Annotated in this window: 12 protein-coding genes; 5 read left to right on the top strand and 7 right to left on the bottom strand. The window is 61.3% G+C overall.

What is annotated here, in order from left to right:
- Positions 1–252: 252 nt before the first annotated feature.
- Together ABDJ40_RS15130 and ABDJ40_RS15125 are read left to right on the top strand one after the other, a co-directional pair.
- Positions 253–1794 carry an FAD/NAD(P)-binding protein gene (locus tag ABDJ40_RS15130; RefSeq protein WP_347611117.1) on the top strand — a complete coding sequence of 514 codons (1542 nt, stop codon included), beginning with the start codon at positions 253–255 and terminating at the stop codon, positions 1792–1794.
- Positions 1794–3014: a multidrug effflux MFS transporter gene (locus ABDJ40_RS15125; RefSeq protein WP_347611115.1), complete on the top strand. Its 1221-nt coding sequence runs from the start codon at positions 1794–1796 to the stop codon at positions 3012–3014. Before ABDJ40_RS15130 ends, ABDJ40_RS15125 begins: the two co-directional genes overlap by 1 nt.
- 39 nt (positions 3015–3053) lie before the next feature.
- On the opposite strand, the gene ABDJ40_RS15120 is transcribed toward ABDJ40_RS15125, so the two are convergent.
- Together ABDJ40_RS15120 and ABDJ40_RS15115 are read right to left on the bottom strand one after the other, a co-directional pair.
- The gene (locus ABDJ40_RS15120; protein WP_347611113.1) at positions 3054–4025 is read right to left on the bottom strand and encodes a Bug family tripartite tricarboxylate transporter substrate binding protein; all 972 of its coding nucleotides are present in this window, start codon (positions 4023–4025) and stop codon (positions 3054–3056) included.
- Between the two features lie 11 nt (positions 4026–4036).
- Positions 4037–4843: a glutamate racemase gene (locus tag ABDJ40_RS15115; protein ID WP_347611111.1), complete on the bottom strand. Its 807-nt coding sequence runs from the start codon at positions 4841–4843 to the stop codon at positions 4037–4039.
- A gap of 83 nt (positions 4844–4926) precedes the next feature.
- On the opposite strand from ABDJ40_RS15115, the gene pdxR reads away from it, so the two are divergent.
- The gene (gene pdxR, locus ABDJ40_RS15110; protein WP_347611109.1) at positions 4927–6528 is read left to right on the top strand and encodes a MocR-like pyridoxine biosynthesis transcription factor PdxR; all 1602 of its coding nucleotides are present in this window, start codon (positions 4927–4929) and stop codon (positions 6526–6528) included.
- Positions 6529–6611: 83 nt separating this feature from the next.
- Here pdxR and ABDJ40_RS15105 read toward each other — a convergent pair whose 3' ends face one another.
- Complete coding sequence (locus ABDJ40_RS15105; RefSeq protein ID WP_347611107.1) at positions 6612–7400, bottom strand: hypothetical protein; 789 nt, start codon at positions 7398–7400, stop codon at positions 6612–6614.
- Between the two features lie 240 nt (positions 7401–7640).
- Between ABDJ40_RS15105 and ABDJ40_RS15100 the strand changes: the two genes are divergently transcribed.
- Complete coding sequence (locus tag ABDJ40_RS15100; RefSeq protein ID WP_347611105.1) at positions 7641–8942, top strand: FRG domain-containing protein; 1302 nt, start codon at positions 7641–7643, stop codon at positions 8940–8942.
- A gap of 51 nt (positions 8943–8993) precedes the next feature.
- On the opposite strand, the gene ABDJ40_RS15095 is transcribed toward ABDJ40_RS15100, so the two are convergent.
- Together ABDJ40_RS15095 and ABDJ40_RS15090 are read right to left on the bottom strand one after the other, a co-directional pair.
- Positions 8994–10205 carry a DUF1173 family protein gene (locus ABDJ40_RS15095; RefSeq protein ID WP_347611103.1) on the bottom strand — a complete coding sequence of 404 codons (1212 nt, stop codon included), beginning with the start codon at positions 10203–10205 and terminating at the stop codon, positions 8994–8996.
- A 102-nt stretch (positions 10206–10307) separates the two neighbouring features.
- Positions 10308–10679, bottom strand: a complete 372-nt coding sequence (locus ABDJ40_RS15090) for a hypothetical protein (protein WP_347611101.1) — start codon at positions 10677–10679, stop codon at positions 10308–10310.
- A gap of 216 nt (positions 10680–10895) precedes the next feature.
- On the opposite strand from ABDJ40_RS15090, the gene ABDJ40_RS24765 reads away from it, so the two are divergent.
- Positions 10896–11093: a PepSY domain-containing protein gene (locus ABDJ40_RS24765; RefSeq protein WP_430765646.1), complete on the top strand. Its 198-nt coding sequence runs from the start codon at positions 10896–10898 to the stop codon at positions 11091–11093.
- 305 nt (positions 11094–11398) lie between these two features.
- Here ABDJ40_RS24765 and ABDJ40_RS15085 read toward each other — a convergent pair whose 3' ends face one another.
- Both ABDJ40_RS15085 and ABDJ40_RS15080 read right to left on the bottom strand, forming a co-directional pair.
- Positions 11399–11923, bottom strand: coding sequence for a sigma-70 family RNA polymerase sigma factor (locus tag ABDJ40_RS15085; protein WP_347611099.1), 525 nt, complete (start codon positions 11921–11923; stop codon positions 11399–11401).
- 194 nt (positions 11924–12117) lie between these two features.
- Positions 12118–12741, bottom strand: a complete 624-nt coding sequence (locus ABDJ40_RS15080) for an acyl-homoserine-lactone synthase (protein ID WP_347611501.1) — start codon at positions 12739–12741, stop codon at positions 12118–12120.
- Positions 12742–12757: the final 16 nt, after the last annotated feature.

Below are 12757 nucleotides of genomic sequence, written 5' to 3'. Positions count from 1 at the left end.
TTATAGCGTCAAGCGCATCGGTCGTCGATGGCAGAGCAAATCTTTGTTACGAAGAAGCCGTTGACGCAAGGCGTCATTCGCAGCAATCCCGCATCACCTGCGTCGCGACCTCACCAAAGGCAGCTCACTACTATTTCGGGTAGTACAACGCAACTCCTTGCCTGCATACGATGCGGCTCCAAGAGCCCGCGTCCTCAGCACCCGATTCAACGCATCAAGACGGGCCCCTTGAGCAAGAGGAGAACGTTCGCCATGCGCAAGACTGACATCGCAGTCATCGGCGGCGGAGCCGCATGCGTCGCCTTTCTTCACCATCTCGTCACGGCAGTGGATTGCGCCACCGCAGCTCGGGTTCGCGTCCGCATCTTCGAACCGAGGCCCCGTCTCGGACCGGGGCTAGCGTACCAAGGAGACTGCGCAGCCGTGCTGCTGAATCGAGGGGCACAGACCATGTCCGCGTCGGCACATGAAGCGGGGGCCTTTGCGTACTGGCTCCGCTGGAAGGCCATGAATGCTGAAGACCTCCGCCCTTGGGTGGCGAGCGACCTGGGTTCGGCCTACGTGCCCCGTCCCGTGTTCGGCATGTTCCTGGAAGACTTTGCGGTTGAGGTCCGCAAGAGTGCCCTCAAGAAGGGCCTAGAAGTCCAGGTGGTCCACGAGGAAGTCGTCGCTATCGAGAAAGGCGCCCGCTTTCACGTCCAGTCATCGGAGGGCTCCATCACGGCGGACCATGTCCTCCTCGCAATGGGCAGCGCAGGGTCCTTCGATGCCTACGGTCTAAGCAGTGCTCAAGGGTACATCCACAACCCCTACCCCTTGCAGCCCAAGCTGCCCGCCCTGCTGAAGTCCTCAAATGTCTGCATCATCGGAACGGGATTGACGGCAGTGGACGTAGCCGTAGCGCTAAAGAAGGCCGGCTATGAAGGCCGCATCGACATGCGCTCTCGCAGCGGACGGCTTCCCTGCGTTCGAGGACTACAGGTCCGCCAGCACACCCTGCAGGAGGCGACACGATGCGCAGTGATGACGTTGGCGGCAAAAGGACCTGGCAAAGCTTCGCTGCGCGAGCTTCTCCGGCTGCTGCGCGCGGAACTGCGATCAGAAGGTGCCTGCTGGAAGCACCTCTTCGCGCGACATCCTGATGCTCAGTCGCGCCTGCGCTCACAGCTGACGGCAGAGAACCAGGTCGTTCCATGGCAGCTGGTCTTGGCCTCGACCAACGAAGTGATCGAGCAAGCGTGGCATTCGCTCTCCCCAGTCGCCCAGCATCTTGTGCTCCAGCGCTTCCACGGCGATTGGATGTGCCGGCGAGCTCCCATGCCCTGGGTCAACGCGAAGCTCCTCCTGGACATGATGGACAGCCGACAACTGCGCATCTTGAAGGGAGGAGCGAGTTTCACGGTCGTCCCCGCGCAAGGCCTCATCGCCTGCGATCACCTCGATTCCGAGACGCGAGACCACTACCAGACGGTGATCAATGCGACAGGTGCAACCAGGCAGATTTCTTCTGATCAGGACTCCGCATTGCTGCGAGGCCTGCTTCGGGACGGCCATGCGCAGGCCGACTGGCGCGGCGGCCTTCAGGTCGATTTCGCAACGAGTTCGTTAGTCAATGCCCAGGGGGTACCGGATCCCCGCCTCCGGGTCATTGGCCATCTGACTTGCGGCACCTACTTCTTCGTCCCTTCGCTGGAGATGATTGCGAAGCGTGCACAGTGCATAGCAGAGCAGATTCGCGATGATCTCCAGCGGTCTTCGGCCGCCTCTGCAGACTACGTCAGCGAGCAGCCGTGATGAGCTCTTCACCAAGCTCAACGTCGCGCCAAGTTGCCTGGACCTGGACGCTTTTTCTGCTGGGCGTGGTCTGCCTCCCAAGGGCCACGATTGACATCTACCTCCCTTCCCTTCCGGCCATTGCAAGGGAACTCGGCGCATCGAGCTACGAGCTGCAGCTGACCATGACGGTCTACATGGTGGGCTATGCGATCTCGATGCTGGTTTGTGGCCCCCTGGCGGATCGATTCGGCCGACGCACCGTGCTCATTGGGGGGATCGGACTCTACTTCGCGGCGTCCGTCGTATGCACCGTCGCCAGCACTGCAACAGGCCTTATCACTGGCCGATTCCTTCAGGCCCTCGGGGGCTGCTGTGGAACGGTGGTGGGACGCGTCATCGTGAGGGACAGGTATCCACCACATCTCCAGACGGGGGTGCTCAGCACCCTCTCAACGGGCATGGCCTTGTCCCCAGTCATTGCCCCACTCATAGGCGGGATTGTCGAGGTCGGCATGGGGTGGCGCTGGACCTTCGTTCTGCTGACCGTGTCATCCGCGGCCCTGCTGCTGGCTCTCGATGCATGGATTCCCGAGACTCTCCCCGCAGGCAGCAGGCCTTTGGGTCTCAGGGACCTGGCCCGGCTCTATCGGAAACTACTATGCACACGCGAATTCTTGCGATACGCCTTAACCATCAGCCTCGCCTACTGCACCTACTTCCCCTTCGTGATGGACTCGTCCAACATCTTCCAGCGAGGCATGAACTGGTCTCCCATCGAATTTGCCATCGCCTATGGCACCACCGTTCTCGGGTACCTGCTCGGCACCACGATCTTCCGTCGACGAGCCGGGGCACTGGGCGCCGACGCCCTCATAGGGTGGGCGATACGCCTAAACGTCGCTTGCGCCATCACCATGAAGTTCTGGGCGATCTGTTCGCCGGCCTCCGCGTTCGCGCTGCTCGTCCCGATGGCCGTGTTGATGCTCACGGTTGGGATGATCATTCCGGCATGCCAGTTCGCGGTGCTTCAACCGTACCCACATGTCGCAGGTGCAGCCTCGGGCCTGTTCTTCTTCGTCCAGATGGGAATCACGGCAGCGTGCAGCTGGATTCTTGCTCAGCTCGCAGATGGTACCTCTTCACCGATGGCATCCATCACCCTCACCGCGAGCCTGCTGACGGCATGGGCTTGGCGTCGGCTGCAAGCGCCAGGGTCTCCGACGCTCGATCGCGCATGAGCTGACGCGAACCGAGCCGACGTCCCCTACACATGCGCGTCATTGATCGAAGCGAATCTGCTGCTGCTTGACAACACGCCGCATCTTTTCGAGCTCGGCACTGATCTCGACAGCGAACGCCTCCGGTGAGTTCCCAACGGGTTCTGCTCCACTGTCCTGCAGCTTGGTGCGAACCTCCGGGACAAGCAGCACCTTGCGCAAGGCCTCGCTAAGGCGCTGCACCACCGCGGCCGGCGTACGTGCAGGCACAACCACCCCATACCAAGCGGGCTCATTCACTTCTGGAAGCCTCAACTCCTTGAAGGTGGGGACGCCACTCATGCCCGGTATGCGCTGTTCTGAAGCGACAGCCAGAGCACGGATGGAGCCGGCCTTGATGTGGCCGATGGACGATGGCAGGTTGTCGAACATGATCTGGACTTGGCCCCCCAGCAAGTCGTTCAGCGCCGGCCCCGCACCTCGGTAGGGGATGTGGACGATGGCGGTACGGGTGAACACCTTGAACATCTCTCCCATCATGTGCATCCCGCCGCAATGGCCCGTGCTCGCGTAGCTGTACTTGCCAGGCCCGGCTTTGACCAGCGAGATGAACTCGGCATAGGTCTTGGCCGGAAACGCATTGTTGACGGTGAGCACATTGGCCGTGCGCGCCAGATTGGAGACCGGCACAAAATCCGTGAGCGGGTCGTAGCCCAGCTTGGGGTTGCAGGCCGGATTGACCGCGTGCGTGCTGACCGTCGCCATGCCAATGGTGTATCCATCCGCTGTAGCGCGCATCAGTTGCATGGTTCCGATGCTGCCTCCTGCGCCCGCCTTGTTGTCCACCGTGACGGGCTGTCCGAGCTCGCGCCCCAGGCGGTCGGCTACGATGCGGGCCACCACGTCGGTGGTGCCACCGGGAGGAAATGGCACGATCCAGTTGATGGGGCGCGTGGGCCAAGCTTGTGCCCATGCCGCATTGGACATGGGAACGACCATGGCCACGGCCCAGAGGAGATTGCTAAGACGCATGATAGCTTCCTTCAAATGACAAGTTTTGGTTTGAGATCCACGCCCAGCAAGGTCAGCATCCGCTGCAAGCCGCTGACGGGCATGGATGGCGATTCAGTCGCAATGCAGCGGATCTGCCCCGTACCGCTGGCAACGTAAGGACGCAATCGAGGGATCAAAGACTCAGCCGGATCCAGGAAATCCACGTCCGGGGCAGCCAAGGCAAAGAAGGGGGCAAGCCAAGGCAGGTGCGTTGACGACAGCGTGCACACGTCGAGGCCAGGCCGATCCTGGCGCAGCTCCTGGATGAAGTGTTGGACGGCCTCCAGCGTCGCCCCCGGGTTGGAGAGAAAAGTCCCCTCCTCCACCAGTTGCACGAGCGGAGATGCATTGACCAGGCCTACATCGAGGCCTCCGGCCTGCCTGGCCACATAGGCACGGATCTCAGCGCTCTGGATGAGGGACTCAACACCGAGCACGGCAATCTGACCCGATTGCGACCGCGCCAACGCATCTGCGACAGGTGGGTAGATGCCGAGAACTGGAACAGGTTGCTGAGGTCCCAGCTCGTCCAGCACCATCACGGAAGGCGCGTTCGATGCCAAGACCACGGCATGCGCGCCCATCTCCGCCAGTCGCGCAATCGCGTCGCGAATCGACTGGGCCAGCGCTTCCTTGGTCTTTCCCCCATAGGGAAAACTCGCCCGATCGGCGAAGTACAGCAGGTCTTGGTCGGGGTAGTGACGGTGTATCAACTGAACAATGCCGTAGCTGCCAATGCCTGCATCAAACACGGCGATGGGGGAATGCAACGGACCAGGAACGACTTCTTCATGCACAGCATGCCTCTCTAGGAATCAGCGGTACCCAGAGTCTAGGAACGCCCCCCTGCCCGTCAAAGGGCCACTTGGTCGCAGTTCCGTTGGGCCACTTTCTGGCGGCAGCAACTCGTTTTCCGGCCGTGCGATTTGATGCGCGCCACAATGGCGTTATGTCACTACGTTCAGGTTCCCGCTTCGCTGCAGATCTGGCTTCCCTCCCCGCCCTCGACGGTGAAAGCAAGCAGCAATGGATCTACCGGCAGTTGGCCACCGCCATCGACAATCAGCTCCTGAAACCTGGCGATGCCGTGCCGTCGACACGGTCGTTGGCTGAGCGCTGGGGCGTGTCACGGGGGGTCGTGGAACTGGCCTTTGAACAGTTGAGCCGCGAGGGCTACGTGTCCGCTGTCGTTGGCCGCGGGACGCATGTGGGCTTGGCACCGCCCGAGCGTTTTCTTCAAGCCGACGTCCAAGAGACCTCCAACGACATCTCGCCTGGGCGCAACAGGGGCGGACGATCCCCGCCAGCGACGGCGACGGGCCAGGACGGCGAGGCCATGCCAGCGAGCGCGCCGGTCGGTGCCGGGCAGCCCTTCATTGCTCGCCTGCCCGACGTTCAGACCTTCGGTACCCGCGCATGGCAAGCTTGCATTGCGAAGGCTTCGCGCGCGCTTGGACCAGCGAATCTCGGTGACGCCGATCCTCGCGGACTGGCCGACCTACGCGAAGCGATCTGCGACCATCTCGCACTCAGCCGGGGGCTTCGCTGCGCACCGCAGGAGATCATGGTGGTCACAGGCATCCGTCATGCCGTGGACCTGTGCGCCCAGGTCGCCATTGGCGATGGGGACGCCGTGGCCCTCGAAGATCCGGGCTACTCGGGTGCAGAAGCGATCTTCCGATTGCGCGGCCGCCGGACGGTCGGCATTCCCGTCGATCAGGACGGCATGGATGTCAGCGTGCTTCAACAGGCCAACGTTGCCATGGCCTACGTCACTCCGGCACACCAGGCTCCGACCGGCGTGCTGATGTCACCGGCTCGACGCAAAGCGTTGCTGGCATGGGCCGACTCCACCAGCAGCTGGATTCTCGAAGACGACTACGACAGCGACTTCAGCTACGAGCGTGCGCCGTTCTCCGCGCTGAAGAGCCAGGACCGCTCGGATCGGGTCATCTTCTGCGGCAGCTTCAACAAAACGCTTTTCCCTGGACTGCGCGTGGGCTACATCGTCGCCCCGGCCAGGCTTATGCCGAGCTTGATGGCAGTGCGGGCAGCGACAGGCCGCTCCAACTCCGTCCTGGATCAGCTGGTGCTGACCGAGTTCATGCGCACCGGCGCTCTCCTGCGCCAGCTGAAAACCGCCCGAGTCGCTTACAAAACACGTCGAGACCTCATCATTCGGGAGCTGAAGGCAAGCGGCTTTCGTGATGAGGACTTTCAGGGACTGCACGCCGGATTCCACTTCGTTCTACGACTCGCTCCTAACGCACGCGAAGACGCAATGATCGCGCTGGCCAGGGAGTCCGGAATGGAACTCCAAGGCCTTCGCTCCTTCTGGCGGGGAACAGGATCCGCACCGCAGCCCGGCTTGGTCTTGGGATACACCGCATTGACCAATGCGCAGGCGAAATGGTCCGCACGTCAGTTGGGCATTGTTCTGACTTCGACGGCATCCAAACACTCATTGCGGCCCTTCGAATAGAGCCTTCGTGGTCCGATGCTGTGCGGAGCGTGATCGGCCCAAGCACCCCATCACGCCTGCGACATCAGTCCTGGCAGGACCACTCAACTACTCGCATCGTCTTCGCCGAAAAGTGAGCCGAGGATGGCCAGGATCGGGAAGTAAAAGTTGGCGAAGTCTGGATTGAACGCGTACTCGAATTGGGCAGGCGCCTTTGTCGCGTTCACATAGGCCAGGATGGGTCCGTCGAAGCGGCGAGCGGCAAACTCCAGCCGGCAGTGGCAGAGCCTCCACAACGTGCGTTCTATCTCGCGGACTTCGATCGGCATGCCAAGCTCCGTCAGTCGGCAGCCCATGCGGGCCTCGAGCGATTCCAGCGAGCATGAGACCAGCGCGCCACACCGCATTCCACGCGATGCCATGATGAACGCCATCAGCAACGTCTGATCACAGCTAACGCGCAGCTCGTCCCCCTGGTAGGCCATGGACTCATCATCAAGGCTAAACACGGGCCCACTCTTGGCCTGGCGTGGACCGATCTCTGTCACGGTGAACAGGGAACACGTGACCAGGCTATTCGGCCAAGGAACGTCTCTGTCCCCTTCAAGGGGCAAGGGGAACTTCTGACGCGTAGCGGGAGGCAGAGAGCCCCAGACGCGAGGCAGCGCGAGCCGCTGCACCCACATGGTGTCCTCGGCCGCCAAAGACTCGGCGAGAGCCTGAGCCTCGAGCTCCTTGATTCGGTCCCTCAGCGAGTTGTAGGTGAACCCCAGTTCACTGCATAGCTCATCCAGCCACTGCATGTAGCTGAGAGAAGGGTCTTGGCGCGCCTTGTCTTTTGCAGACAAGCGCAGTTGATCCAGAAAAGCCTGGTTGAGAGTTGGTTTCGACACGGCATGCTCCTAAGCAGTGGCCGCAGGCGGACCCCCAACACCCAGCGAGCCACTATGTGGCTTGGAGAAATTCGTGCGTAAGACTGGCAGGCGGTGAAAACTTTGCGAAGGGGGTCGCAGGCTTCCGCGAAAGCCTTGGCCTCAATTGTAAAGGCATCAAGTCTGATCCGCCTTGGCGAAAACCAATGCAATCGGTCTGCTACATTGCCTCGCTAGCTCAGTTCTTCTCTGCCCCTTCGCATGTTCAGCTTCCTTGTAACCTCGATCAGTGGGGCTTGGGATCGCCCAGGCTATGAGTACGACCGCAGTCGGTTTCTCGAGTACACAAGCGACGAGATCGCCACGAGTTTCCGGGAGCTTAAAGCGCCGCAGATTGAGGCACTAAAGGAGTTGCCGTGCCTGTTCGCCTACGAGGGGACAAGCGAGGCCATGCGCGTAGGGCGGCTAAAAAGTGTCAAGGTGCGCAATGACGGACGGCAGCTGTACGTCGAACCCGAGCTGGACTTGGGCATTCCGCCGGTCCCCTTCGACCGCATCAGCGGTCTTCAAGCGGCCCTGGACATTCGCAGCTGGGAGCTCAATCGCACCCATTGGGCGATCAAGGATGAAGACCTATTCGAAGTCCTAGCCCGGACAGGGATCATCCCGGGTGCCACGGAAACTCGCAAGGTGGAGAAGGAACAGCTTCCCCCCATCTCACCCCCTGAGTTCCAAGCGGACAGCGTCGGGGCGTTCGTGGAGCACGTCCTACGCATGGATCATGACGGCCGTGAGGTGTTCTATCGCGGACATTCGAACCGGACCAAGTACCGGCTTGAGCCATCCATTTTCCGAAAGGACAAGGACGGCAACTTCATCTACCGCGACGCTGAAGACCGGATGTACCGTGAGTTGCTCGTCTCAAACTCGATGGACTTTCCAGGCGATGTGTACACGCTGGACCGCCTAGTACGCATGCAGCACTACTCGCTGCCCACGCGCCTGCTAGACATCACTTCGAACCCACTCATCGCGCTGTACTTCGCTTGCAAGAGCAACTTGAGTGAGGATGGCGAGGTGATTGTCTTTTCCATGGAGCGCAATCAGATTCGGTACTTCGACTCGGACACGGCCAGCTGCATCGCCAACCTGACTCGCCTGTCTCAGGAGTCCAAGGAATCGATGGACTACAGCAGCAACGACGTTCGCAAGTTCAATCGCCAAACTCCGGTGAAGCGACTGCTGCACTTCATCAAAGAAGAGAAGCCGTTCTTCGAAGGTCGCTTGGTGCCGCGAGACCTCCGCGCGGTCATCTGCGTCAAGGGAAAGCACACAAACAGCCGCATCGCTTTCCAGTCAGGAGCATTTCTTCTATTCGGTCACGACGCAACACTTGACGAAGGCGGAACGCCGGAGATTTCCGTAAAGCGGATTGCAGTAAAGAACAAGGGTGCCGTGCTTTCTCAGTTGGATCAGCTGAACATCAACGACAGCACTGTGTTTCCCTACATCGAGAACTCCGCAAAGTACATCGCACAGAAGTTCGCATTCAAAGCCGAGTAGTAGTTCGGTAGTCGTTGGAAAGTACCGTTCGGTGTCTCCTGCTACGGTCGATCAACGAGCCCCCCTCGCCATATCGGGCAATGGCGGCATCGGTTGATCCGTCCACCAGGTCCAGACATCGGGCTGCCGAGCAATAGCCTGCAGCTTGGCCTTGCGCTCCTTTTCATCAACGAACGCGCTGATGACATGCAAGGGTGCAGCCTCCGCACCAACGTCGAGCAGCAAGGCATTGGGGAAGCCCCCAGCCCTCTTGGCGTCGTAGCGTAAGAGCTTGATGAAGCGCCGTTGCTGCTCCACCAACCGGTGTATCAACTCGATCTCGTGCGCCCCATCAATGGGAATCCACTGCTCGGTGGTCAGCATCAGGTTCACCACGTCAACCTCGTAGACATGCTCGCGCTTGGCTCGAATCAACGCGCTCAGTACCAGGCGGGGCCGCAGGTGTGCATGGGCATCGAGCATCTGGAAGCTGGCGGCAAAGACTCGCAGTGCGCGCTCCCAGCTCTTGTCAGCGATCAGCAGCGGTGCATCCGGCATGTGCCGAATCCACAGCCTGCGACCGAAGGCTGTTCGCTCGCACGTTTTGAACTCACCGATCACGATGGCCAAAGGGGCCTGGCCGTCTCGAGGCTGCAGGATGGCCAGCTTGGCGCGGCGTCGCTCAGCTACCGAAGCCTTGGCGGCCTCGCTGAATGGCTCGGGCACATAGAGCCGCTGGGCGAGTGGCTGCCCCTTCACCCAAAGCTCTGCGGCCGCATCCAGCAAGTACCTACAAATCACGCCCTGATTGCGCTTGCCCGCCATCGCCGGCGACCATCGATTGAAGCCTGCGCGTTCGAAGAGGAAGTGGGTCAGCGCACGCAGGCTCATTCGCTGGCGGGGCACCTGCACCTCGCCAGGATCAGCTGCTTCAGCAGGTGCCGTGCGACGGCCTGCCATCCGCAGCCAGGGAAAATCCACGAACAGCTCGGTGGAACCAGAGTCCGTTTCGATGATCGCCTCTCCCATCAGCTCGCCGAGGCCTGACTTCTGAGCCTCGGGCTCATAGGATGGGCATTGGGGTTGATGCTGAAAGCCTGTGCCCGGCATCCGTTTGACGACGAAGCGCTGATGGTGGCGTGCGACGTACATTTCGATGCCCCCCTCAACGCACAGACACCGGGGACGCGCACCCTCCGTGTGCGCCCCGGCCAGGGCGCCTTGCCACTCAGGGTCTAGTGCGTCGTAGCTGGTCCCAGCCAGACGAAAACGCTGTACGTCCATGTGGAGCCCTAAATGGAGCATCGTCGGCCCGCACGATACATGGAGCTACCCGAAAATGCCGCCCTATCTCGTCGGATTCACCACCAGCCGCGAGTCCCACGCCTACTTCCGCCTGACGCTATTCAGCTTGTTCAGGATCCATTGCACCAGGCTGGCATTGCGCCGAACGTCGTAGCCCGCCGCCGCCCTTAGGAAGACAAACGCTCCATTGGCAAAGAACATGAGGAGGCTGCCGTACACCAGGAAGATCCAGGTGAACAGAAGGCCGTCCACCGGTGACTTCTGCGCAATCTCGAATCCCTTTTGAACCGTGGCGAAGGTGCCTGGGTGAACGATCTGGATTGCGCCAGCAAACGGCAGAGCAAAGCACGCGACAAGGAACAACCCCACCCAGACCACGGGCGGCGTGCGCTTCTTCAGGCGATACAACGGAATCGTTGCGTTGCGTGCGTACCAGTCGGGATTCTTGAACATGTTCACCTTACAAGTTATTGATCATGCGACGCAGTGTATGAACTTGGCGTCTCATCGGGTGAGCCACTTTTCAGGTCAGGTGGGCCTCTCCCTGAATAGCTTGGCTAGGGAAGTGCCGAGCCGAGATTGTGTGGCTAGTTGTGGTCGCTGGCATCGGTCAGCGTCTAGCAGCACAACACGGTCATCGAAGCGTTCGTCGATGCCCATTCCGCTCACGTGCTCAAGGAGCGGCATGATGGTGAGCGCGAAGGCGTTCAAAGGGCGCTGGGGATTTTGGAAGCCTTACACGGAGGGAAACTGTTGGGCATGCCCGGACAGGCATTGGCGCTTTTGTCAGGACTGCTTCCCGCCTTCCTGCTTGTCACTGGCTTGCTCATGCGCAGACGTCGGACGCGTGCCGGGCCGGGTCATTGAGCCCATGCCGTTGCAGGGGCGACTTCATCGTCGAAGCCAAGTCCCGGCCTGCGTCATGCGACTCAGCCCACATCCAGAAGGAATGGCCCGACGCGGTCATCGGGGCTGTCCAGCAGCTCAGCGAGGAGGTGCGCAAATGAGAAGCCGGCTTTCATGCAGATCGCGTGCCTGCCGCTGGGAACAGCATCGCTCGACCTCTGATCAGCCGAGGACTACTGGAAACGCTGACAGCTCCGCCGACGGACCATAAGGAACCGCCTGAGGGCGATGAACCAAGCAACAGCCCCTTAAGACCCCCTCCAGCATCAATCCCCCAGCGCGTCCCGGACGCCCGACAGCACCACCATGACGTCCTTCACCATGAAATTGACCAGTGTCGCCGAGACGCCCAACTCGACCGCGATCTCCCGCTGCGACAGGCCGTACAAACGATGCCGCTCAAACGCCCAGCGGGCACGCTCGGGCACCGTGGCCAACAGCGAGTCGGCCCGCGCGATGGCCCGACGCTGATCCAGCCCTGCAGATGCGGGCAGCGCCCCCTGGGTGTCCGGCAGTTCCCCGTCGGGCGATGGCACGATGCAGCGAAGCTCCGTGGCTCTGCGCCGGCTGTGGTCCAAAGCGGTATTGCGCACCACCTGACAGCAATAGCCGAAGGGGTTCTTGACCTCACGCCGAGGTCCTCGCCTGATCAGCTTTAGGTAAGCATCCTGGAGGACGTCTTCCACCAGCTCAGCGGATTCCACCAACCGAAATGCAACGCCACGCAACTCGTTGCGCCGCGCGATGAACACCGTGTCGAGCTCATTTCCCGATGGTTCTGCCGTCTTCAAGACTGCCCCTCCTCTCCCTCGGAACCCATGGCCGTCGCATTGGCCCATGGCCTCTTCGATGTGTTGTACCCAGCATCCATGCGCACGAAATGCCCAGACTCTGCAGGCCGGGACGCCGGGCATAGCGAAGCCGCCTTGCCTTGACGCCCTGCCGCCCGACTTCGCCGTGCACTCCGCCTTCGCGTTGCGCTCCTTCAGTCGTTGCGCTGCATCGGGACCTCGATCCAGCAGGCGAAGAGCGGGAAGCCATCGATGATCTGGGGTGGTGCAGCGCGGTGCGCCAAGAATCCGGCCCGGCGCAGCAGGCGCTCGACCCCTAGCGGGGAAACGGTGATGAGACGTTCGACACGGTGCTTGGAGGCGAGGTGCAATGCCGCGCGGAGCAGCTCCACCGCAATGGCTGAAGAGAACTGACGGGTGGCATCGACCCCGGCCAGTCCACCGTCCAAGTCGACCGCAGTGAAGCGGGACAACTCCCACACTGCAGGATCCCGTGGTAGTGGATGTGGGCCCATCAACGCCGGGAAGACCTCTCCCAGCAAGTACGGACGAAGCGTCGGGAGCAATCTCGCCGTCCCCACGACCCGCGAATCTTTGAAGGCCACCAGGTAGACCGTGTCCTCTCGGTCAAACTGATCCAGCTCCATGCCATCGCGACATGGGAGATCCCAACCCAGCATCTCGACAAACACCTGGTAGCGGAATCTGGCCTGAAACGCCCCGGCTTCCGCGGAGGCCAGTTGGTTTAAGTCAGACGGTCGCGGCCTGACCAGCGCGTTGGCGATGGTAATTGGCTTCGAATTCGGCGGGCGGGACATAGCCCAGCGGCCCCAT

It is taken from the genome of Roseateles flavus (genome assembly GCF_039872765.1).
GTDB lineage: Bacteria > Pseudomonadota > Gammaproteobacteria > Burkholderiales > Burkholderiaceae_C > Roseateles_B > Roseateles_B flavus.
The sequence above is the reverse complement of the archived record's forward strand: the minus strand, read 5'-3'. Positions and strand labels throughout refer to the sequence as shown.